This is a genomic window from Streptomyces sp. A1277 (genome assembly GCF_004795015.1).
Lineage (GTDB): Bacteria > Actinomycetota > Actinomycetes > Streptomycetales > Streptomycetaceae > Streptomyces.
In genome coordinates this window covers 34,420-56,708 of the sequence record NZ_SSBI01000021.1, presented here as the reverse complement: position 1 = coordinate 56,708, position 22,289 = coordinate 34,420, and the positions used below count along the sequence as shown (strand labels likewise).

Below are 22,289 nucleotides of genomic sequence, written 5' to 3'. Positions count from 1 at the left end.
TCAGCCTTTCCGGGTGGGCTCGGGGTCGCGGGGCAGGCCGAGCATGCGCTCGCCGATGATGTTCAGCTGGACCTCCGTCGTGCCGCCCGCGATGGACAGGCAGCGGCAGTTGAGGAACATCCAGGTGGCGTCGTGGCGCTCGCCCTCGCCGCTGAGCGATGCGGTGCCCTGCCAGTCCATGCAGGTCTCCCAGACCCGCTGCTGGTGTTCGACGCCGAGCAGCTTGGCGACGGACGCCTCGGCCCCCGGCTGCTGCCCGGAGACGCTGCGCAGGGTGGTGCGCAGGGCGAGGACGGCGCCGGTCTGCGCGTCGCAGAGGTGGCCGCCGAGCGTGGTGAGCTGTTCGTCGTCCAGGCCGTCGGACGCCGCGGCGATCTCCAGCAGCGCTTCGGCGCCGGAGCCGACCGAGTCGTGGGACAGGGCGACGCGTTCGTTGGCGAGGGTGGTCCTGGCGAGCTTCCAGCCGTCGCCCGGCGAGGCGACGAGCAGGTCGTCGGGGATGAACACCCCGTCCAGGAAGACCTCGTTGAACTCGGCCTCGCCGGTGATCTGCCGCAGCGGCCGGATGTCGATGCCGGGGCTCGTCATGTCGAGGAGGAAGTAGGAGATCCCCTTGTGCTTGGGCACCTCGGTGTCGGTACGGGCGAGCAGGACGCCCCAATGGGCGTCGAGGGCCATGGAGGTCCACACCTTCTGCCCGGTGACGCGCCAGCCGCCGTCCACCTTCTCGGCGCGGGTGGTGAGCCCGGCGAGGTCGGAGCCGGCGCCCGGTTCGCTGAACAGCTGGCACCACCTGAGGTCGCCGCGCAGGCTGGGGGCGAGGAACCGCTCCTGCTGGGCCGGGTCCCCGTGGGCGATGAGGGTGGGCACCACCCAGCCGCCGATGATCATGTCGACGGGGGTGAGCCCGGCGGCCGCCAGCTCCTCGGCGATGACCAGCTGCGCCACCGGGCCCGCCCCCTTGCCCCAGGGCGCCGGCAGATGGGGCGCGGTGTAGCCGTGGGCGGCGAGGTGGTCGGTGCGCTCCTTGCCCTCCAGCGCCTGGGCCGCCCGGAGTTCGGTGCGGACGCCTTCGCGCTGGGCCTCGGCCTCCGGCGGCAGCTCCACGCCCAGCCGGCGGCGGACCCCGTCCAGGGTGAGGGCGGCGACGCGGCGGCGCCAGGCGGCGGAGGGGCCGAGGGTGATGCGCAGGGTCTGGGCCCGGCGCAGCGCGAGGTGCGCCTCGTACTCCCAGGTGAAGCCGATGCCGCCGAGCACCTGGATGCAGTCCTTCGCCACGTCGAAGGCGGCGTCGACGGCGACCACGGCGGCGACGGCGGCGGCCAGCGAGGCTTCCCGGGGGTCGTCCGCGCCGCCGGGTCCGGCCGCGCGGGCGGCGTCCCAGGCGCAGGCGCGGGCCTGTTCGGCCCGGGCGAGCATGCGGGCGCAGCGGTGTTTGACGCCCTGGAAGAGGCCGATGGGGTGGCCGAACTGTTCGCGGACCCGGGCGTAGTCGGCGGCGGTGGTGACGCAGTGGTCGGCGAGCCCGGCGGCCTCGGCGGCGAACAGGGTCGCGGCGAGGTCCCGGGGCCTTCGCGGGTCGAGGTCGAGCAGGTCGGCGGCCGGCACGGGCACGGACCGTACGGTCACGCGGGACGAGCGGCGGGTCAGGTCGTGGCTGCGGACGTCGGCGGTGTCCACGGCGGCCCGGGGCAGGACCAGCCAGGTGGTGCGGCCCCCGTCCGAGGCGGGCAGGACGAACACGTCGGCGAGGTGGCCGCCGACGACGAGCCCCGAGGTGCCGGTGACGGTGGCCGTGCCGTCGGCGGCGCGGGCCAGGGCGAGGGTGCCGGCGTCGAGGCCGACCGCGCCGAGCGTGGTGCCGGCGGCGAGCGGGGCGAGGTGGGTGCGGTGTCCGGCGGCGTGCAGGACGGCCGACGCGAGGGTGGTCGGCAGGAAGGGCCCGGGGGCGGTGGCGCGGCCCAGTTCCTCGGTGACGACGGCGAGTTCGAGGAGCCCGTAGCCGGCGCCGCCGTCCTCCTCGGGCAGGTGCAGCCCGAGGAGGCCCTGTGCGGCGAGGCCGCTCCAGTGGGCGGGCAGGGTCTCCTTGTCGGCGTCGGCGGCCGCGCGCAGGGCGTCTTCGGTGATGTGCCGGTCGGCGAAGGCGCGTACGGCGTCGCGCAGGTCGAGGTGCTCCTCGGTGAGTCCGATGGTCATGGCGCGCCCCTCAGATGCGTTCGATGACGGTGGCGGTCGCGTGCGCGCCGCCGGCGCACATGGTGACCAGCGCGGTCGACTTGCCCGTCCGCTCCAGTTCGTGCAGGGCCTGGGTGATCAGCCGGGCACCGGTGGAGCCGACGGCGTGGCCGAGCGCGATGGCGCCGCCGTTGACGTTGACCTTGTCCAGGTCGGCCTTGTGGACCTGGGCCCAGGACAGGACGACGGAGGCGAACGCCTCGTTGATCTCGACCAGGTCGATGTCGGCGAGCGTCATGCCGGCGGTGCGCAGGACCCGTTCGGTCGCGGCGATGGGGCCGTCGAGGTGGTAGTACGGGTCGGAGCCGACCATGGCGGAGGCCACGATCCGGGCGCGCGGGCGCAGCCCTTCGCGGGCGGCGCGTTCCCGGCTCATCAGGAGGACGGCGGCGGCGCCGTCGCTGATCTGCGAGGAGTTCCCGGCGGTGTGGACGCCGTCGGGCAGGACCGGGCGGAGTGCGGCCAGGGCCTCGGGGGTGGTGTCGCGCAGCCCCTGGTCGCGGGTGACGGACACGGTATCGCCGGTGGGGCCCCCGGGGCCGAGGACGGGCGCCTGGATCTCGATGATCTGCCCGTCGAAGCGGCCTTCGGCCCAGGCGCGGGCGGCCTTCTGCTGGGAGGCGAGGCCCAGGGCGTCGGCGTCGGCCCTGGTGATGCCGCGGTTGCGGGCGATGCGTTCGGCGGCGGTGAACTGGTCGGGCATGTCCAGGGTCCAGCTCTCCGGGACCGGGGAGCCGTTGCCGGGGGTGAGCGCCGCGCCGAGGAAGACGCGGCTCATGGACTCGACGCCGCAGCCGATGCCGGTCTCGATGGCACCGGAGGCGATGAGGCCGGCGACGAGGTGGACGGCCTGCTGGGAGGAGCCGCAGGCGCAGTCGATGGTGGTGCAGGCGGTGGTCTGCGGGAGTCCGGTGTGCAGCCAGGCGTTGCGGGTGACGTTGTTGGACTGCTCACCGGCCTGGGTGACGCAGCCGCCGACGACCTGTTCGACGGTGTCCGGTGCGATGCCGGCGCGCTCCACCAGGCCCTTCTGGGCGAGCCCGAGGAGTTGCGCCGGGTGGAGCCCGGCCAGGACGCCGCGGCGCCGGCCGACCGGTGTGCGCGCGGCTTCGACGATGACGGCCTCGGTCATGGCTCTCCGTAAGGTGTGCGGGGCCCGTGGGGGGGGCCGGGACGCTGGGAATCGAAAATTAGAATTCATTCTCGAAAACGGCAAGGGGCAGTCCCGCTCAGTGGCCGGGCCCCGGTGAGCCGCCTCAGATGAGCGAGCCGCCGTCGGCCCGGACCCCGCCCCGGTGAGCAGGACCTTCTTCCCGTCGAAACGCTGCATGGGGGCTCCTTCGCGGTATGGCCCGTCGGACAGGGCGGCGGACTGTACGCGCGGCCGGCCCCGGGGCGCGGGTCCCGTCCCACCGACCGGGACGGGCCGCCCGCGGGCCTGAGGCGGCGCGTACCGGTCAGTGGGACTCCCCCGCCCGCACACCCGGGCCCCGGCCTAGCGTCCGGAACCTGGAGACCAAGGGTCCTCGAAGGGGATGAGAGCAACGTGAGCGCAGTCGACTCGGCACACGACGACGTCAGGGCCATCGAGGCCACCGCGGCACCCACCCGTTTCGCGCGCGGCTGGCACTGCCTGGGCCTGTCGGAGAAGTACAAGGACGGCAAGCCGCACGCGGTCCACGCCTTCGGGCAGAAGCTCGTGGTGTTCCAGGCGGGCGACGGCAGCCTCAACGTCCTGGACGCCCACTGCCGCCACATGGGCGGCGACCTCTCCCAGGGCACTGTCAAGGGCGACCAGGTCGCCTGCCCGTTCCACGACTGGCGCTGGGGCGGCGACGGCCGCTGCAAGCAGATCCCGTACTCCAAGCGGGTGCCGCTGCGCGCCCGGACGGCGGCCTGGCGGACGCTGGACCAGGACGGGATGCTCTTCGTCTGGAACGACCCGGAGGGCAACCCGCCGCCCGAGGACGTGCGCATCCCCCGCATCGAGGGCGCGACGAGCCCGGAGTGGACCGACTGGCTCTGGTACGAGACCGTCGTGGACGCCAACTGCCGCGAAGTCGTGGACAACGTGGTGGACATGGCCCACTTCTTCTACGTCCACTACTCCTTCCCGACGTACTTCGAGAACGTCTTCGAGGGGCACACCGCCACCCAGCGCATGCGCGCCACCGGCCGCCCCGACGCCCGACCCCAGGAGGACGGCAAGCAGCAGAAGACGATCGGCAGCACCTCGGTCGCCTCGTACCACGGCCCGTCTTTCATGATCGACGACCTCACGTACCACTACGAGACCGGCGATGTGGACTGCGTCCTGATCAACTGCCACTACCCCGTCGACGCGAACCGGTTCGTTCTCCAGTACGGCATCATCGTGCAGCGCTCGCCCGCCATGCAGGGCGAGGCCGCCGACCGACTGGCCGCCGGGATGGCGCAGTTCATCAAACTGGGGTTCGAGCAGGACATCGAGATCTGGAAGAACAAGGCGCGCATCGACAATCCGCTGCTCTGCGAGGAGGACGGCCCGGTCTACCAGCTGCGCCGCTGGTACGAGCAGTTCTACGTGGACGCCGCCGACGTGAGGCCGGAGATGACCGACCGCTTCGAGTTCGAGCTGGACACCACCCGGCCCGTCGAGGCGTGGCAGAAGGAGGTCGAGGCGAACCTCGCCCGCAGGGCCGCCGCCGCGGGAGGTCCGGCCTGATGCGGACCGACAACCGCCTCACCGACGGCACCCCGATGCGGCCGCTGACCTGCGAGCGGTGCGCCGCGCGGGTCCTGGTGCGCAAGAGCAGCTGGCAGCAGACGAGCGTGCAGTGGGACGCCCCGGCCGTGGCCGCCTGCGCGGAACGAAGCACGGCCGGCACGGCTTTCGGGGGCTGCGGTGCGCTGCGCGAGACGATCCGCGAGGCGGCGCTGGACGGCGCGATCGAGGTCGTGGACGGCTGACGGCTGACGGCTGACGGCTGACGGGGCTACTCGGCCGGCTCCCAGGCGCGGAGCAGGTCGAGCAGCCCCGCGTCCCCGTCGACCCGCAGGGCGGACGCCGGGATGCGGTCGTACAGGAAGAGGACGAGCTCACCGGCCGTGCCCCGGACGGATACGCCGGCGGGGCCGGGGCCCTGCCCGGCTGCGGGCGCCGGGATGCGGGTGGGGCGTGCGCCGTCGGCGTCGACCGTGAGGCGCCAGGAGTGGCCCTCGGCGGCGTGGAAGTCGAAGGCGGTGGGCCGGTGCGGCCAGGCGGCCGGTGTCGCGCAGCAGGTGAGGAGGAATTCCTCGACCCCGTCGAGTGCCGGCTCGGCCGGCACCGGCTGCGGCGCGCGCAGGGCCTGTCGTCACGTCACGTTATGAGGTGTGGTCACACCGACTGCCTATCACCGCGCTCCGCCGGCCGGACAGCGCATTTCACCGCCCGGGCGGGGTGAAGGCGGCCAGCGGTTCGGAGCCGGACCAGTCGTGGCCCCAGTAGCTGTCCGCGGTGATCTCCTCGGCGGTGTAGTGCCGTTCGTCCACGAGCATGCCCTCGCAGCCGTACTCGATGTCCCAGCCGCCGGGGGCGCGCACGTAGAACGACACCATCTTGTCGTTGGTGTGCCGGCCCAGCGTGGAGGACAGCGAGAAGCCGTGCTTCGCGACGTTGTCGAGGGCGCGGCCGACCGCGTCCAGGGTGTCCGCCTCGACCATGAGGTGGACGAGGCCGGGCGCCTCGCCGTGCGGGGCGGGGCAGACGGCGAGGCTGTGGTGGCGCTGGTTGACGCCCATGAAGCGGACCCGGCGCGACGACGAGCCGCCGCCGAGCCGCATCGCGCCGCGCGGCAGGAAGCCGAGCACCTCGGTGTAGAAGGCGATCGTCTCGTCCGCGCTGGGGGTGGGCACGACGATGTGGCCCATGCCCTGCGCGCCGGTGATGAACCGCTGGCCGAGCCCGGTGAGTACGGGGCTGTGGTCGAGGACGGGGGCGTGGAACACCTCGACGCCCACGCCGGCGGGGTCGGTGAAGGTGAGGGCCTCCTCCACGCCCCGGTCGTCGGCCTCCTCCTGGGTGAGCGGCTTGACCGCCGTACCGGATGCCTCGACGGCGCGGCCGACTGCGGCGAGCGCGAACCGGTCGCGCACCTCCCAGCCGACCGACAGCACCCGGTCGGTGTCGCCGGGCAGGACGACGAGCCGGGAGCGGCGCTCGTCCATGCGCAGGTACAGGCCGTCCGGGTCGGGCCCGGAGCCGACCGCGAAGCCGAGGGCGTCCACGGCGAGTTCGCGCCAGCGGCTGAGGTCGCGGGTCTGGACCCGGAGATACCCGAGTCCGCGGATCTGTGTCATGGGTCTTCCTCTCTGAACGGGCGTGGTGCGGACCGGGAACTCAGATCATCGAGCGCATCGGCCCCTGCGGCGGCTCGACGCCGATCTCGGTGAGGGCGGACGCGTGGAAGACCGAGCCGGGCACGTGGATGGCGTGCGCGAGCCCGGTGTGCGCGTCGCGCCAGAACCGCTGGATCGGGTTGTCCAGGCGCATCGCGTTGCCGCCGGAGCGGGCGACGATCTCGTCCACCGCGCGGACCGCCCGCCAGGCGGCGGCGGCCTGGGTGCGCCGGCCGACGGCGCGCCGCTCGAAGCTGATCTCCCGGCCGGCCGCGACCGCGTCGTACATCTGGCAGACGTTGTCCATGAGCGCCGAGCGGGAGGCCGCGATCTCGGCCGCCGCGTCGCTGATGGCGTAGAGGACGTACGGGTCGTCGCGCACGGCCTGGCCGGTGATCTGGACCCGGGTGCGCTGGTGGGCGAGGTGGTGGGCGAGGGCGCCCTCGCAGATGCCGATCACGGCGGCGGTGATGCCGAGCGGGAAGGCGGCCGAGAAGGGCAGCCGGTAGGCGGGGTTGGTCAGCCCGGCCTCGGCGGCCAGGGAGCCGTCGACCACCTTGGCGTACTCGATGACGCGGTGGGCGGGCACGAAGGCGTCCTCGACGACGACGTCCTTGCTGCCGGTGCCGCGCAGCCCGACCACGTCCCAGGAGTCCTCCACGATCTCGTAGTCGGCGCGGGGCAGGATGACGTGCACGGACTGCGGGGGGCTGAGCCGGTTGCCGTCGGCGTCGGCGAGGAAGCCGCCGAGGAAGATCCACCGGCAGTGGTCGGTGCCGGAGGAGAACTGCCAGCGCCCGTTGAAGACGTAGCCCCCGTCGACGGGCCGGAGCAGCCCCATCGGGGCGTAGGGGGACGCGATCCAGGTGTCGGGGTCCTCGCCCCAGATCTCCTCCTGCACCCGGGGGTCGGCCATCGCCATCTCCCACGGGTGGACGCCGACGACGCCGGCGACCCAGCCGGTCGCCCCGTCGCAGGAGGCGATCTTCATGACGGTCTCGGCGAACTCGCGCGGGTGCAGTTCGAGGCCGCCGTACGTCTTCGGCTGGAGCATGCGGATCGCGCCGACGTCCTTGAGGATCTTCGCGGCCTGGTCGTCCAGCCGGCCGAGCGCCTCGTTGGCGGGGCCGAGCGCTCGGATTTCGTCGGCGCGCTGCTCGACGGCTTCGATGACGGGATTGGACATGGGTGTACTCACTTCCCGGAAGAGTTCTTCTGTGCCGCGAGGGCGACCGCGATCTCGATGAGCTGGTCCTCCTGGCCGCCGACGAGCTTGCGGCGGCCCGCCTCCATCAGGATCTCGGCGCCGGACACCTGGTAGGTGGCCGCCTGCCGGGCGGCGTGCTTGAGGAAGCTGGAGTAGACCCCGGCGTAGCCCATGGTCAGGGAGAGCCGGTCGAGCAGGCACTCGCCGTCCATGGCGGGCCGGACCACGTCCTCGGCCGCGTCGATGATCTTCAGTACGTCGATGCCGGTGCGGATGCCCAGTTTCTCGGCGACGGCGGCGAACCCCTCGACGGGCGTGTTGCCGGCGCCGGCGCCGAACCGTCGGGTCGAGCCGTCGATCTGGGTGGCTCCGGCACGTACCGCGAGGACCGAATTGGCGACGCCGAGGCCCAGGTTCTCGTGCCCGTGGAAGCCGACCTGGGCGTCGGTGCCGAGTTCGGCGACGAGGGCGGCGATGCGGTCGCTGGTCTCCTCCATGACGAGGGCGCCCGCGGAGTCGACCACGTACACGCACTGGCAGCCGGCGTCGGCCATGATGCGCGCCTGGCGGGCCAGGGCCTCGGGCGGGCTGCTGTGCGACATCATCAGGAACCCGACGGTCTCCAGGCCCAGTTCGCGGGCGAGGCCGAAGTGCTGGACGGAGATGTCGGCCTCGGTGCAGTGGGTGGCGAGGCGGCAGATCGCGGCGCCGTTGTCGGCGGCCTCGCGGATGTCGTCCTGGAGGCCGAGCCCCGGCAGCATCAGGAAGGCGATCCTCGCCCGGCGCGCGGTCTTCACCGCGGCCTTGATGAGTTCCTGCTCGGGGGTGTGGCTGAAGCCGTAGTTGAAGGAGGACCCGCCGAGGCCGTCGCCGTGGGTGACCTCGATGACGGGGACGCCCGCGTCGTCCAGGGCGGCGACGATGGAGGTGACGTGGTCGACGGTGAACTGGTGCTGCTTGGCGTGCGAACCGTCCCTCAGGGACGAGTCGGTGACGCGGATGTCCAGGTCGGGGCTGTAGGGCATGACGCGTGTACTCCTCGGTGAGCGGGGGTCAGGCAGCGGCGCGGCGGGCGGAGATCCGCTGGGCGAAGCCCTCGCCGACCCGGGTGGCGGCGGCGGTCATGATGTCGAGGTTCCCGGAGTACGGGGGCAGGAAGTCGCCCGCGCCCTCCACCTCGATGAAGACGGCGACCCGGGCGAGGCCGCCGCTGACCGCGGTGGGCCCGTCGAACTGCGGCTCGGCGCGCAGCCGGTAGCCGGGTACGTACGCGGCGACGCGGGCGACGGTCTCGTGGACGGAGGCGGTGACGGCGTCCCGGTCGACGTCGGCGGGGACGGCGCAGAAGACGGTGTCCTGCATCAGCATCGGCGGCTCGGCGGGGTTGAGGATGATGATGGCCTTGCCCTTGGCGGCGCCGCCGATCGTCTCGATGCCCCGGCCGGTGGTGAGGGTGAACTCGTCGATGTTGGCGCGGGTTCCGGGCCCGGCGGACGGCGAGGCGACGCTCGCGACGATCTCCGCGTACGGGACGTCGGTGACCCGGGAGACGGCGTGCACGATCGGGATGGTGGCCTGTCCCCCGCAGGTGATGAGGGAGACGTTCGGCGCGTCGAGGTGGTCGCCGAGGTTGACGGCGGGCACGACCGCCGGGCCGATCGCGGCGGGCGTCAGGTCGATGGCCTGGATGCCGAGCGCGGCGTACTCGGGCGCGTTGGCCCGGTGGACGTACGCGGACGTGGCCTCGAAGACCAGGTCGGGGCGCTCCTCGCCGTCCAGCAGGGCGGCGACGCCGTCGGCGCTGGTGTGCAGGCCGTGGTCGGCGGCGCGCTTGAGGCCGGGGCTCTCTGCGTCGATGCCGATCATCCAGCGCGGCTCGATGGACTGCGAGCGCAGGAGTTTGTACATCAGGTCGGTGCCGATGTTGCCGGATCCGACGATCGCGGCGGTCGCCTTGGTCACGGTTCGAACCTCATCCGGGTCGAGTGGGTACGGGGAGCGGTCGGGGGTGTGGTGGTCAGCCGTCGTAGGTGATGTGCAGCCGGTCGCTGACCGGGCGGGCCTGGCAGGCGAGGATCAGCCCGTCCGCGAGGTCCCGCGCGTCCAGGACGTCGTTGCGCTCCATGGCCACCTCGCCCTTGACGAGGACGCAGGCGCAGGCGCTGCAACTGCCCTCGCGGCAGGAGTACGGGGCGTCCAGGCCGGCGGCGAGCAGCACGTCCAGCAGGGGCGTGTCCTGCGGCCAGTCCACGGTGCGGCGCTCCCCGTCCAGCTCCACCTCGGCGGTGCTGACGGGCCCGGTGGGTCCGGCCGCGGGGGTGCGCTCCGCGAAGGGGTCGCCGTTGAGGGAGGTGAACCGCTCCACGGTGACCAGCCGGTCCGGCACGCCCAGGTCGGTGAGCGCGCCGGTGGCCAGGTCCATGAAGGGGCCGGGCCCGCAGACGAAGGCGGGCCGCCCGGCGTACGGGCCGGCGAGGGACCGCAGAGCTGATGCGGTGGGCCTGCCCCGGTCGGACTCCAGCCAGTGCAGCACCGTGAGCCGGTCGCCGAACTCCGCCTCCAGACGGGTCAGTTCGTCGCGGAAGATGACGGACCGCTCGTCGCGGTTGGCGTAGATCAGGGCGGCGTGGCCGGTTCCGGCGTGCAGGGCGGACGTGAGGATCGACATCACCGGGGTGATGCCGCTGCCCGCCGCGAGCAGCAGGAAGTCGGTGTCGAGCGAGTCGGGGGTGAAGGTGCCGGCGGGCCGCAGCACCTCCAGGGTGTCGCCCTCGGTGACGTGGTCGCAGATCCAGTGGGAGGCGTACCCCCCGGCGGTGCGCTTCACGGTGACCTTCAGGTGCCGGTCGCGCACCGGGGAGCTGCACAGGGAGTAGCAGCGGGCGGCTCCGCCGGGCCGCTCGGTGGGCACCCGTACGGTGAGGAACTGGCCCGGCGCGTAGGCGAATGCGTCCCGGTGCTCGTCGGCCGGTTCCAGGACCAGCGAGTGGGCGTCGGCCGTCTCCCGGATCACCTCCACGACGCGCACGGTCAGCGGGGCCGGGCTCATGGCGCACCTCCGGGGGCGCCGGCCGGGCGGGGCGCCGGGGCGGTGGCGGCGTGCCGGGCGGCGACGTAGCCGAAGACGATGGACGGGCCGATGGTGGCGCCGGGTCCGGCGTACTCGTTGGCCATGACGGAGGCGGAGGTGTTGCCGGTGGCGTACAGGCCGGTGATGGGCGTGCCGTCCTCGCGCAGCACCCGGCTGTGCTCGTCGCAGACCAGGCCGCCCTTGGTGCCGAGGTCGCCGACCTCGATGCGGACCGCGTAGTAGGGGGCCTTGTCGATCTCGTCCAGGTTGGGGTTCTTCAGCGTCGGGTCGCCGTAGTAGCGGTCGTACGCGCTGTCGCCGCGCCCGAAGTCGGTGTCCTCGCCGGACCTGGCGAAGCCGTTGAACCGTGCGACGGTCGCGGCGAGCGCGTCCTCGGGCACGCCGATCCTCCGGGCCAGCTCCTCGATGGTGTCGGCGCGGTGCACGGTGCCGTTGTCGTAGAACGCCTTGGGGAAGGGCACGCCGGGCAGGACCTGGGCGAACGGGTAGCGGGCGCGGGCCTTGGCGTCCATGACGAACCAGGCGGGGACGTGCCCGCCGGCGAGCTGGTCGTGGACGAAGTTCACGTACGGCGACGACTCGTTGGTGAAGCGGTGGCCGTCGCCGGAGACGATCACCGACGGGGGGATGCACCGCTCCGAGACGAGCGGGACCGTCGCACCGGCCGGGTGGTGCACGGACGGCATCCACCAGGCGTCGTCCATGAAGTCGAGCGCGGCGCCGAGTGCCTGGCCGGCGAGGATGCCGTCGCCGGTGTTCTCGACGGCGCCGGCGCTGTGGTCGTCGCGGCTGCCCTCGGGGAGGTACTTCTCGCGCATCTCCTGGTTGTGGTCGAACCCTCCGGTGGCCAGGAGCACACCGTGCCGGGCGCCGACGCGCACCGCCCTGCCGTCCCGCTCGACGACGACGCCGGTGACCGCGCCGCCCTCGGTGACGAGTCCGGTCATCGGGGTGCGCAGCCAGAGGGGGATGCCCGCGTCCTTCAGCGCCATGCGCATCCTGGCGACCAGGGCGCGTCCGCCGGTGGCCATGTGGCGGCGGCGGATCAGGTTGGAGGAGACCCGCCAGGCGGCGGTCAGGGAGGCGCGGCGGCCGCGCCAGGTCCGCTTGACCATGGCGAGGTCGCGGTAGTCCTTCGCGGTGATCCACAGTCCGAGCGGGCCCTTGAGGCTGTTGGGCCGCTGGTACTTCTCGTCCTCGCCGAGCTTGCGGGTGTCGAAGGGCAGCGCCTCCACGGACCGGCCGAGCGGGCGGCCTCCGTCGTACTCGGGGTGGTAGTCGGCGTAGCCCTTGACCCAGAAGAACCGCATCCACCGGCTCCTGCCGAGCAGTTCCATCGCGGCCGGCCCCTGGTCGATGTACGTGTCCAGGCGTGCGCCGGGCACCCGCCCCTCGGTGAGCCGGTCCAGGTAGCGGCGTACGGATTCACGGCTGTCGTCGTGGCCCTTGGCCCGCAGCGTCGGGTTGTTCGGGATCCAGATGCCGCCGCCGGAGATGGCCGTGGTGCCGCCGTACTTGGCGCCTTTCTCCACCACGAGGGTGGACAGGCCGCTGTCGGCCGCCGTCAGTGCGGCGGCCATGCCGCCTCCGCCGCTGCCGACCACGACGAAGTCGTACTCCTCGTCCCAGGCCCCCTGGGCCGGGGCGCTCACGCCGCGTCCTCGCGGGTGAGGAAGGCGAGGACCGCGCTCTCCCAGGCGGCCTTCTGTTCGATCATCACCCAGTGCCCGCAGTCGGGGAACACGTGCAGCTCCGCGTCGGGAACGGTGCGCATCGGCAGCAGTGCCATGTCGACCGGGCTGACCCGGTCGTCGCGCCCCCAGGTGAGCAGGGTCTTCGCACGGAGCTTGTGGAGCATCGCCCAGTACGGTGCGGCGTCGGACGCGGCAGCGGCGGCGGCCTGGGCGGCGAACGCCTCGGTGCCGTACATGCGGCGGGCGGCGGCGAGGGTCTCGGGGTCGGTGGCCTGCGCCCACCGCTCCTCGATCAGCTCCTCGGTCACCAGGGACCGGTCGTACACCATGGAGTTCAGCCAGCGGACCAGGCCCTCGCGGGTGGGGTGGTCGGTGAATTCGGAGAGCAGCTTGATGCCCTCGCCGGGCCCGGGGCTGAAGAGGTTGCGGCCGATGCCGCCGATCGTCACGAGGCGCCGCACCCGCCCGGGGTGCGCCAGGGCGAAGCGGGTGCCGATGATGCCGCCCATCGAGTTGCCGATGATGTCGACCCGGTCGAGCCCGAGCCCGTCCAGGAACCGGGTCACGGCGGAGGCGGCCGTCGCCATGGGGTGCCCGTCGGCCGGGTCGCTGACCCCGAAGCCGGGGAACTCCAGGACGAGGCAGCGGAAGTGTTCGGCGAACACCGCGAGGTTGTGCCGGTAGTTGCGCCAGCCCGTGACGCCGGGCCCGGAGCCGTGCAGCAGGAGCAGGGGCGGGCCGTCGCCGGCCTCGTGGTAGCGCAACACGCCTTGTTCGGTGGCGAGTTCGCGGAGTGTGGAGTCGTGGCTGAGCTCCGTCATCATCCCTGCCTCGGTCGAGCTCGGTGTCCGGTGGACCTGAAGGGCCCGAGGGCCCCGGGCGGTCTTCGGCGCCGGGCGGCCCATGGGTGCCGTGTGAACGGTTCCTGGACGGTAACCACGGGGTACGGGGCGGCGCGGCGGACGTCTCGGTCAGCGGGATGACCGTGGCCGGGCGGGTTCCGGCGGCCCGCGAAGGCCCGTCCGCGGCACCGTTCCACTGATCGGGAACGCGTTCCCGGCGGCCCGGACGGCGGTCCTAGGGTCGGCCCCCTGCCCGGTCCCGGGCGCAGTGCCCCGCCCCCGTCCCCCAGAGGTGAACCCGATGACCGCAGAGCCGCTGTCCGCGCCCGAGGCGTGCGAGGAGACCGAGCCGACCCCCGCGCGGATGCGGCGCACGATGGGGAGTTTCGCCTCCGGGGTCACGGTGGTGACGGGCCTCGGCCGGGACGGCGTGCCGGCCGGCTTCGCCTGCCAGTCGTTCGCGTCCGTCTCACTGGAGCCGCCCCTGGTGCTGTTCTGCGCCGACCACCGGGGGCGCGCCTGGCCGAGGATCAGGGAGGCGGGGCGGTTCGCGGTGAACGTCCTGGCCGAGGAGCAGACGGATCTCTGCGGCCGGTTCGGGTCGGGCAAGGGCCGCAAGTACGAGGGGCTGGACTGGGAGGTCTCCCGCTGGGGGACGCCGTCCCTGCCGGGCGTCCTCACGCGGGTGCACGCCGATGTGTACGACGTGCGCGGCGCGGGCGACCACGATGTGGTGCTGGGCCGGGTCCTCGCCCTGGAGACCGTGAGCGAGGGCCGGCCGATGCTCTTCTTCCGGGGCGGCTTCGGCGTCGGAAGTCCGGTGGTCCCGGCACCGCCGGGGCCGTGGGGGTGGGGCGACCTGTGGGGGTGAGGGCGCCGGGCAGGCGCTTGCGGGGCAAGGGCGCCGGTCGACACGTACGGGGGTGAGGGCGCCGGGGCCGACGCGCACGGGGTGGCGGGGCCGTATACGTTCCCGACCCGCGAGCGCCCAGCGCTACTACTGCCAGTCCCCGTACTGCCCCGCGGCGAGCAGGCTGTCCATGGCCTGCGGCGACCACGTCTCCTCGGGTACGGCCGCCGCCCGCCGCCCGCCTCGCACCGGGGTCTGCCGCTCGGGGAACAGCTCGGCGGACACCTGCCGTGCCGCGTCCACGACCAGCGGGGCCACCTTCTCCAGGGGCGACCAGGCGTCCCCCACCAGCGAGATCGCGGCGACCGGGCCCTCCGGGCCCCGGATGGCGGCGGCCACGCACGCGATGTCCGGGAAGCACTCGCCGCGCTCGAAGGCGAGGCCGTGGCGGCGCCGGACGCGGTTGAGCTCCTGGTGCAGTGTGCCGAGGTCGGCGATGGTGCGCTGGGTCAGCCGGCCGATGAGCCCGGCGGCCCTGGCCTCCACGTCCTCCGGCTCCAGCCAGGCCAGCATCGCCTTGCCGAGCGCGGTCGAGTGGGCCGGTGCCCGGCCGCCGACGCGGGAGGGGACGGCCGCGGCGAAGCGCCCGCCGACCTTGTCCAGGTAGTGCACCTCGGCCCCGTCCAGGACGGCCAGGTGGACGACCATGCCGGTCTTGATCTGGAGGTGGTGCAGCCGGGAGGCGGCCGCCTCGCGAATCCTGCTGTGTGCGCCGTCCCCGCCGCCGAGGCCGAGCGCGCGGCGCCCGAGCCCGTAGCCGAGTCCGGTGTGCTCCAGCCAGCGCAGCCGTACCAGCTGGTCGAGGATGCGGTGCGCCGTCGACCTGGGCAGCCGGGTGGACCGGGCCACTTCCTCCAGGGACAGCCGGGCCGCCCTGCCTTCGAAGACGTCCATGATCAGCGTCACCCGCTCGACCATCGACGGCGGCAGCTCGCGACGAACCGGCACATGCACGTGAGGAGCATCATGGACAGCCGTCATGGGGAGCCTCCAGTCACAGACTGAAATGAATTCTTGTTTTCCGGAATGTAACAGCGCCCCCGGTCGCCGTGAAGGGATGCGTACGGCCGGTTCAAAATTTTGCCGAGGCTGCAAAATTGCATAGCATGCACCTTCATGAGCGACGACCCGCCCCTGGGGCTGCGTGAACGCAAGAAGCGCGCCACGCGTGACGCCCTGGCCGGCGCGGCCCTGCGCATGGCGGCCGACCGCGGCTTCGAGGACGTGACCGTGGAAGCGGTCACCGACGCCGTCGGCGTCTCCGTGCGCACGTTCTTCAACTACTTCCCGTGCCTGGAGGACGCGATCACGCGTCCCGGCCAGGACAACGCCGAACGGACCCGCCGGGCCGTGCTCAACGCCCCGGAGCACCTGACGGCGCTCGAAGCCCTCAGCGAGGCGATCGCCCAGGAACTCGCCCAGATCGAGGAGGACCACGACCGCTGGGAGCTCCAGATGGCGGTCCTGCGCAAGAGCCCCGCCCTGCTCCCCAACTTCCTGGCCGCCCGCGGCGCCGACGAGACCGCGATGGTCGCCGTCGTCGCCGAACGCCTCGGCCAGGACCCCGAGACCGACCTCTACCCCCGGCTCCTCGCGCATGTGGCCCTGGCCGCCGTGCGCACCGCCGTCGAGGTCTGGGTGGCGTCGGGCCGTACGCGCACCTTCCAGGGCCTGTACCGCGAGGCGTTCGCCGCGCTGGCCGCCGGCCTGAAGACCTGAGCGCGTCCGGCGCACCCCGCCGGGCCCACGTCACCCACCGCAGCACCACTCCGCGCAGAAGCGCTGATCGCGGAGCCAGTCACCAGAGAATGAGGAACGTCGGCCGATGACCGCTGCCGTCACACCCGAAACCGGCGCCGCCGGTGCGATCGAGGGGCCCGCGTCAGGCATGACGCGCGGCCAGATACTCCAGGCCATGTCGGGCCTGATGGCCGGCATGTTCGTGGCCATCCTGGCCTCCACCATCGTCTCCAACGCCCTGCCCAGGATCATCGCCGACCTGAACGGCAGCCAGTCCTCGTACACCTGGGTCGTCACGGCCGAACTCCTCGCCATGACGGCGACGGTCCCGATCTGGGGCAAGCTCTCCGACCTGTACGACAAGAAGCTGCTCATCCAGCTCTCGCTGTCGATGTTCATCGTCGGCTCGCTCGTCGCCGGCTTCTCGCACAGCGTCGGGCTGCTCATCGTCAGCCGGGTCGTGCAGGGCATCGGCGCGGGCGGTCTCACCGCACTCGCCCAGGTCGTGATGGCGGCGATCATCCCGCCGCGTGAACTCGGCCGCTACTCCGGCATCTTCGGCGCCGTCTTCGCCGTCGGCACGGTCGCGGGCCCGCTCATCGGCGGCGTGCTGGTGGACACCTCCTGGCTGGGGTGGCGCTGGTGCTTCTTCATCGGGGTGCCGTTCGCGCTGCTCGCCATCGTGCTGCTCCAACTGACCCTGAAGCTGCCGACGATCCGCCGGGAAGTGAAGATCGACTACGTCGGCGCCGTCCTCATCATGACCGGGGTCAGCGCGCTGCTGCTGTGGGTGACCCTCGCCGGCAACCGCTTCGACTGGGCCTCCTGGCAGACCGCCGCACTCGTCACCGCCGGTGTGGTCCTGCTGGCCGCCGCGGTCTGGGTCGAGTCCCGCGTCCAGGAACCGATCATTCCGCTGGACATCTTCCGCAACCGCACCGTGGCGCTGACGACGGTGGCGAGCATGCTGGTCGGTGTGGCCATGTTCGGCGGCACGGTGTTCCTCTCCCAGTACTTCCAGATCTCGCTGGGCAAGACCCCGACCACCGCCGGCCTGATGAGCCTTCCGATGATCCTCGGTCTGATGATCTCCACGACCGTGGCCGGGCAGATCATCTCCGCCCGGGGCAAGTGGAAGGGCTTCCTCATCGCGGGCGGCATCATCATGACGGCGGGCATGGGCCTGCTCTCCACGATCGGCGCCGACTCCTCGTTCGGCCTGCTCAGCGTCTACATGGTGGTGCTCGGCGTCGGTGTCGGCATGCTGATGCAGAACCTCGTGCTGGCCGCCCAGAACGACGTTCCCGCCGCCGAACTCGGCGCGGCCACCTCGGTGCTGTCGTTCTTCCGCAGCCTCGGCGGGGCCATCGGCACGAGCGCCCTGGGCGCGGTCCTCGCCCACCGGGTGGCCGAGGAGATGAAGAAGGGCTTCGGCGGCGCGGCGGACAACGGAGGCGCCGGCAGCGGCGTCCCCGACCTCAGCACGCTCCCCGAACCGGCGCGGCAGGTGGTCGAGCACGCGTACGGCGTCGCGACCGCCGACGTCTTCCTGATCGGCGCCCCCTTCGCGTTCCTGGCGCTGATCGCGGTGCTGTTCATCAAGGAGAAGCCGCTGCGGACGCAGAGCGGCATGGAGCGCCTCGCGGCGGAGAGCGCGGCGGCCGAGCCCGCCGCCCCGACACACTGATCCCCGCCCCGGGGCCCGCCCTGAGCGGGCGGGCCCCGGGGCGGCGTACAGGCCGTTCCACCTGCCATGGTGTCGCCATGACCCGCCCCTTTGGCACCCGCGCCACCGCCGTGGACCGCTTCCCCGACCAGTTCGCCCGCACCCGGCGCTTCTCGCTGGGCGTGCCCCGGCAGTTCACCGTCTCCCCGGACGGCGAGCGGGTGCTCTTCGTCCGGGGCACCTCGGGCACCGACCCGGTGAGCCGGCTCCGGCTGTACGAGAACGGCACGGAAAGGCTCCTCGCCGATCCGCTCGGACCCGGCTTCGCGCGGGAGCCCGCCGGTGAGCTGCCTCCGGAGGAACGGGCCCGGCGGGAGCGGGCCCGCGAGACCTCCTCCGGCGTGGTCTCCTACGCCACCGACGCGTCCGTGCGGCTGGTGGCCTTCGCACTCCGGGGCGCCCTCTGGGTGACCCGCACCGACGGCGGCCCGCCCCGCCGGCTGCCCACGGCGGGACCGGCCGTCGATCCCCGCCCCTCGCCCGACGGCACCCTGATCGCATACGTGTCCGCGGGCGCGCTGCGGACGGTACGGGCGGACGGCACCGGCGACCGTGCGCTCGCCGAACCGGACGGCGAGCACGTGACGTACGGCCTGTCCGACTACGTGTCGCAGGAGTCCATCGGCCGCTCGCGCGGCTACTGGTGGGCGCCGGACGGCGACGCGCTGCTGGTCGCCCGCGTGGACACGGCCGGTGTGGCACGCCGGTACATAGCGGACCCCGCCGACCCGGGGCGGCCGCCCCGCGAGGTGGCGTACCCGGCCGCCGGTACGGCCAACGCGAAGGTGTCGCTGCACCTGGTGCGGGCCTCCGGCGAGCACATCGACGTCCGTCTCCCCGAGGCCGCCGGCGAGGGGCATCCCGAAGCCGCGTGGACGGACCGGGCGTTCGAGTACGTCGTGGCGGCCGGCTGGGACGCCCTCGGCCCGCTGGTCTGCGTACAGACCCGGGACCAGCGCACCGTCCAGGTCCTGGAGGTGGACGCGAGCTCCGGCACGACCCGGACCCTGCACCGCGCACACGACCCCGCCTGGGTCGCCCTGCGCCCGGGCACCCCGCTGCGCCTGCCCTCCGGTGCGCTCGTCGTCCCGGCCCGACCCGGCGGCGACACCCAGGGTCTCGACATCGGCGGCACCGTCACACCGCCGGGCCTGGAGGTCCGCGAGGTGATCGGTGCCGCGGACGGGCGGGTGTACTTCACGGCGAGCGAGGAGCCCACGGAGATCCACGTCTGGTCGTACGACACCACCGGCCGGGGCGACGGCCCCGTCCGGGTCTCCGGCGTACCCGGGGTGCACACCGCCGCGGTCGGCGGCCCGACGCTGGTGCTCGACAGCCGGACGCCGGAGGGCCAGACGGTGACGGTGCTGCGCTCCGGAGCCGAGGCGGGCCGGATCGCGGTCCTGGCCGAGGAACCGCTCGTCGCCCCCCGGTCCCTGGCCCTCAGCCTGGGCCGGCGGGAGCTGCGCAGCCGGCTGCACCTGCCGTCCTGGCACCGGCCGGAGGCGGGCCCGCTGCCGGTGCTGCTCAGCCCGTACGCCGGTCACGGTATTCAACTCGTGCTGAAGGTGCGGATGTGGTGGACGGCGGTGGCCCAGTGGTTCGCGGAGCAGGGTTTCGCGGTGCTCGTCACGGACGGGCGGGGCACGCCGGGGCGGGGTGAGGCATGGGAGAAGTCGGTGCACGGCGACCGGCTGACGGCCGTCCTGGAGGACCAGATCGACGCCCTGCACGCAGTGGCCGGGGACCGTCCGGAGCTGGACACGACGCGGGTGGCGATGCGCGGCTGGTCCTTCAGCGGATACCTCGCGGCGGCGGCCGTGCTCCGGCATCCGGAGGTCTTCCACGCGGCGGTGGCGGGCGCGGCGCCGGCGGACCGGCGGCTCTACGACACCCACTGGGAGGAGCGGTTCCTGGGCCACCCGGACGTGCTGCCGGAGAACTACGCGCGCAACTCGCTGCCGGCCGAGGCCCCGGCCCTGACCCGGCCGCTCATGCTGGTGCACGGCCTCGCCGACGACAACGTGGCCGTGGCCCACACGCTCCGGTTCTCGGCGGCCCTCCTCGCGGCCGGGCGCCCGCACACGGTGGTGCCGCTGTCGGGGGCCGGCCATCTGGTGGGCCAGGACCGCACGGCGAGCGGGCTGTTGCGGCTGGAGCTGGATTTCCTGCGGAAGTCCTTGGGGCTCTGAGGGGGCGGGGCCGGGAGCCGGGGTTCATGTCCGCGCCCCGGCCCCCGGCCCGCGCCAGCAGTCGAGCAGCGCGTCGGTCGTGGTCACCGTCGCGACCAGCGCCAGGGTGTTGCGGATCATCGCGGGCGTGTAGTCGGCGGGCACCCCCGCGATGGCGTCGGCCGGCACCACCGCGGTGTATCCGAGGTTGACCGCGTCGAAGACCGCGTTGGGGATGGCCACGTTGGCCGATACGCCGGTGACCACGAGGGTGCGGCAGCCGAGGTTGCGCAGCAGGGCGTCCACATCGGTGCCCGCGATCGGGGAGAGCCCGTGCAGCCGCCGGACGACCAGGTCTTCGCCTGCGACCTCGATGGGGGCGGCGATCCGGACCGCCGCGGTGCCGGTGTGCTGCTGTACGGGGAGCCGGCCGGCGGCGCGGAAGAGGCGGGCGTTGCGGTTGGCGCCCCGGCCGTCGGGGCGGCGTTCGGCGACCGCGTGCAGCACCTGGACCCCGGCCTCGTGGGCCCCGGCGACGAGCCGGGCCACCCGGTGCAGCGCGCCCGAGCACACGGCCGCCTCGGCGAGTTCGGGCAGGGCGCTGTCGGGGCCGACCACTCCCTGCTGGCACTCGACGGTCATCAGGGCGGTGGTGGCCGGGTCGGTCAGTGCGGTGAGCTGTTCCCTGGGCGGCACGGCGGCCCCTCTCGGCGGCGGGTCGGCCGGGCCGGGGTCGGCGCCGGACCGGGGCGCGCGAGGGTAGCCCCCATTGCGCGCCGAGGGAAGAGACGCCATGCTTCCTGACACCCAGTCAGGTCGAACTCCGAACCAGCCGCAGGAGGCATGCCATGGCCGTCACCCAGCGCCGGAGCCGCCGGATCATGATGACGGACGAGGAGCGCGACGCGTATCTCGCCCGGCAGCGGACCTGCCGGGTCGCCACCGTCGGCGCGGACGGCCGCCCGCACGTGGGGGCGCTCTGGTTCTGCTGGGACGGCGCCTCGCTCTGGCTCTACTCGATCACCCGGAGCCTGCGGTGGTCGCAGCTGCGCCGGGACCCGAGGATCGCCGTGGTGGTCGACGACGGCGTGGAGTACGGGGAGCTGCGCGGCGTCGAGCTCTCGGGCGACGCGGTCTTCGTCGGCGAGGCCCCGCGCACCGGCGAGCCCTGCCCGGAACTCGACGCGCCCGAGCGGCTGTTCGCGGCGAAGTACTTCGGCATGGAGACGATGCCGCACGACGCGCGGCACGCCTGGCTGCGCCTGACCCCCGACGCCGTCACCTCCTGGGACTTCAACAAGCTCCCCGGCCCGCCCGGGGCGTGAGAGCGCGGCCGCCTGCCGCCGCTACCCGTCGCCCCAGGGCTCGTCCAGCTTCCTGCCCGCCTCGCGCAGGGCCGCGACCGCCGCCCGGATCGACGGCCGCCGGTCCGCGTCGGTCCGCCACACCGCGTGGACGTGCCGCCGCATCTTCTGGCGCACCGGCACCAGCCGCACCCCGTCGGGCACCGGCCCACGCCCGAGCCTGGGGGCCACGCAGACGCCCATCCCGGCGGCGATCAGGGCGAGTTGCGTGTGGTGCTCACCCGCGAGGTGGGCGATGCGTGGCTCGATCCCCTTGGAGCGGAGGGTGAACATCAGCCAGTCGTAACAGAATTCGCCCTCCGGCCAGGACACCCAGTCGTCACCGGCGAAGTCCTCCAGGTCGACTTCCGACCGCCCGGCGAGCGGATGGTCCGCCGGCATCGCGATGTCCGGGGCGTCGTCGAGCAGTTCCGCCCTGGTCAGCCCTCCTGGCACCGGGAGCCGTTTGTTGCTCCAGTCCAGCACCACCGCCAGATCGATGTCGCCCCTGAGCACCGCCCGGATGCCGGCCTCGGGCTCCAGCTCCAGGGTGCGCGCCCGCAGCTCGGGGTGTCCCGCGCGCAGGGCCAGCAGCGTGGCGGGGAAGAGGCCCCGGGCCGCCGTCGGGAACGCGCCGAGCCGGATCTCCCCCACCACCTCGCCCCGCTGGGCCTCGATGTCGGACTGGGCCAGCTCGACCTGCGAGAGGATGCGGGCCGCATGGTCGGCGAGCAGCCGCCCCGCGTCGGTGAGCCGCACCCCGCGCCCGTTCTTGGCGAGGAGCTGCTGCCCCACTTCGCGCTCCAGCTTCGCCATCTGCTGCGACACGGCCGACGTCGTGACGTGCAGCCCCTCGGCCGCGCCACTGACCGAGCCGAGCCGGGCCAGGGCGTCCAGGGTGCGCAGGCGCTCCAAGTTCAACATATAAGCGATGCTACGCGAATACCCGAACAAAATCTCACTTGTGCTAC

General features: G+C 73.2%; 20 protein-coding genes. 7 read left to right on the top strand and 13 right to left on the bottom strand.

Features of this window, described 5'->3' with window-relative positions:
* Both E6R18_RS16325 and E6R18_RS16320 read right to left on the bottom strand, forming a co-directional pair.
* Positions 1-2,196, bottom strand: a complete 2,196-nt coding sequence (locus tag E6R18_RS16325) for an acyl-CoA dehydrogenase (RefSeq protein WP_136317616.1) — start codon at positions 2,194-2,196, stop codon at positions 1-3.
* A gap of 10 nt (positions 2,197-2,206) precedes the next feature.
* Positions 2,207-3,367, bottom strand: a complete 1,161-nt coding sequence (locus E6R18_RS16320) for a steroid 3-ketoacyl-CoA thiolase (protein ID WP_136317615.1) — start codon at positions 3,365-3,367, stop codon at positions 2,207-2,209.
* A gap of 414 nt (positions 3,368-3,781) precedes the next feature.
* Here E6R18_RS16320 and E6R18_RS16315 point away from each other — a divergent pair, with 414 nt between their 5' ends.
* Together E6R18_RS16315 and E6R18_RS16310 are read left to right on the top strand one after the other, a co-directional pair.
* On the top strand, positions 3,782-4,939 hold the full coding sequence (locus E6R18_RS16315; RefSeq protein WP_136317614.1) for a Rieske 2Fe-2S domain-containing protein: 1,158 nt from the start codon (positions 3,782-3,784) through the stop codon (positions 4,937-4,939).
* On the top strand, positions 4,939-5,184 hold the full coding sequence (locus E6R18_RS16310) for a ferredoxin (protein WP_168712370.1): 246 nt from the start codon (positions 4,939-4,941) through the stop codon (positions 5,182-5,184). Before E6R18_RS16315 ends, E6R18_RS16310 begins: the two co-directional genes overlap by 1 nt.
* A 26-nt stretch (positions 5,185-5,210) precedes the next feature.
* Here E6R18_RS16310 and E6R18_RS16305 read toward each other — a convergent pair whose 3' ends face one another.
* The 8 genes from E6R18_RS16305 to E6R18_RS16270 all read right to left on the bottom strand — a co-directional run bounded on the left by E6R18_RS16305 (position 5,211) and on the right by E6R18_RS16270 (position 13,410).
* Positions 5,211-5,543 (bottom strand): hypothetical protein, encoded by a 333-nt coding sequence (locus E6R18_RS16305; protein WP_346764990.1) that lies wholly within the window; start codon positions 5,541-5,543, stop codon positions 5,211-5,213.
* 97 nt (positions 5,544-5,640) lie between these two features.
* The gene (locus E6R18_RS16300) at positions 5,641-6,555 is read right to left on the bottom strand and encodes a VOC family protein (RefSeq protein WP_136317612.1); all 915 of its coding nucleotides are present in this window, start codon (positions 6,553-6,555) and stop codon (positions 5,641-5,643) included.
* 40 nt (positions 6,556-6,595) lie between these two features.
* Positions 6,596-7,780: an acyl-CoA dehydrogenase family protein gene (locus tag E6R18_RS16295; RefSeq protein WP_136317611.1), complete on the bottom strand. Its 1,185-nt coding sequence runs from the start codon at positions 7,778-7,780 to the stop codon at positions 6,596-6,598.
* 8 nt (positions 7,781-7,788) lie between these two features.
* Positions 7,789-8,826: a 4-hydroxy-2-oxovalerate aldolase gene (dmpG, locus tag E6R18_RS16290; RefSeq protein WP_136317610.1), complete on the bottom strand. Its 1,038-nt coding sequence runs from the start codon at positions 8,824-8,826 to the stop codon at positions 7,789-7,791.
* Positions 8,827-8,854: 28 nt separating this feature from the next.
* The gene (locus E6R18_RS16285; RefSeq protein ID WP_136317609.1) at positions 8,855-9,763 is read right to left on the bottom strand and encodes an acetaldehyde dehydrogenase (acetylating); all 909 of its coding nucleotides are present in this window, start codon (positions 9,761-9,763) and stop codon (positions 8,855-8,857) included.
* A 55-nt stretch (positions 9,764-9,818) separates the two neighbouring features.
* Positions 9,819-10,850, bottom strand: coding sequence for a ferredoxin--NADP reductase (locus E6R18_RS16280; RefSeq protein WP_136317608.1), 1,032 nt, complete (start codon positions 10,848-10,850; stop codon positions 9,819-9,821).
* Positions 10,847-12,544, bottom strand: a complete 1,698-nt coding sequence (locus tag E6R18_RS16275) for an FAD-binding protein (protein WP_136317607.1) — start codon at positions 12,542-12,544, stop codon at positions 10,847-10,849. Before E6R18_RS16275 ends, E6R18_RS16280 begins: the two co-directional genes overlap by 4 nt.
* Positions 12,541-13,410, bottom strand: a complete 870-nt coding sequence (locus E6R18_RS16270) for an alpha/beta fold hydrolase (RefSeq protein ID WP_136317606.1) — start codon at positions 13,408-13,410, stop codon at positions 12,541-12,543. The genes E6R18_RS16275 and E6R18_RS16270 overlap by 4 nt, the downstream gene beginning before the upstream one ends.
* A 319-nt stretch (positions 13,411-13,729) precedes the next feature.
* Between E6R18_RS16270 and E6R18_RS16265 the strand changes: the two genes are divergently transcribed.
* Entirely contained in the window at positions 13,730-14,299 is a 570-nt protein-coding gene (locus tag E6R18_RS16265) for a flavin reductase family protein (protein ID WP_136317605.1), read from the top strand.
* A gap of 126 nt (positions 14,300-14,425) precedes the next feature.
* Here E6R18_RS16265 and E6R18_RS16260 read toward each other — a convergent pair whose 3' ends face one another.
* Positions 14,426-15,256 (bottom strand): IclR family transcriptional regulator, encoded by an 831-nt coding sequence (locus E6R18_RS16260; RefSeq protein ID WP_206308301.1) that lies wholly within the window; start codon positions 15,254-15,256, stop codon positions 14,426-14,428.
* Positions 15,257-15,454: 198 nt separating this feature from the next.
* Between E6R18_RS16260 and E6R18_RS16255 the strand changes: the two genes are divergently transcribed.
* The 3 genes from E6R18_RS16255 (at position 15,455) to E6R18_RS16245 (ending at position 19,996) form a co-directional block, all read left to right on the top strand.
* Positions 15,455-16,057: a TetR family transcriptional regulator gene (locus E6R18_RS16255; protein WP_136317603.1), complete on the top strand. Its 603-nt coding sequence runs from the start codon at positions 15,455-15,457 to the stop codon at positions 16,055-16,057.
* Positions 16,058-16,163: 106 nt separating this feature from the next.
* The gene (locus E6R18_RS16250) at positions 16,164-17,765 is read left to right on the top strand and encodes an MDR family MFS transporter (protein WP_136317602.1); all 1,602 of its coding nucleotides are present in this window, start codon (positions 16,164-16,166) and stop codon (positions 17,763-17,765) included.
* 77 nt (positions 17,766-17,842) lie between these two features.
* On the top strand, positions 17,843-19,996 hold the full coding sequence (locus E6R18_RS16245) for a prolyl oligopeptidase family serine peptidase (protein WP_136317601.1): 2,154 nt from the start codon (positions 17,843-17,845) through the stop codon (positions 19,994-19,996).
* A gap of 24 nt (positions 19,997-20,020) precedes the next feature.
* On the opposite strand, the gene E6R18_RS16240 is transcribed toward E6R18_RS16245, so the two are convergent.
* A complete protein-coding gene (locus E6R18_RS16240; protein ID WP_240799759.1) occupies positions 20,021-20,617 on the bottom strand; it encodes an isochorismatase family protein in 597 nt (198 codons plus the stop codon).
* 206 nt (positions 20,618-20,823) lie between these two features.
* On the opposite strand from E6R18_RS16240, the gene E6R18_RS16235 reads away from it, so the two are divergent.
* Positions 20,824-21,300, top strand: coding sequence for a pyridoxamine 5'-phosphate oxidase family protein (locus tag E6R18_RS16235; protein ID WP_136317599.1), 477 nt, complete (start codon positions 20,824-20,826; stop codon positions 21,298-21,300).
* Positions 21,301-21,321: 21 nt separating this feature from the next.
* Here the strand turns inward: E6R18_RS16235 and E6R18_RS16230 are convergent, their stop codons facing one another.
* Positions 21,322-22,242 (bottom strand): LysR family transcriptional regulator, encoded by a 921-nt coding sequence (locus E6R18_RS16230; RefSeq protein ID WP_136317598.1) that lies wholly within the window; start codon positions 22,240-22,242, stop codon positions 21,322-21,324.
* Positions 22,243-22,289 lie beyond the last annotated feature (47 nt).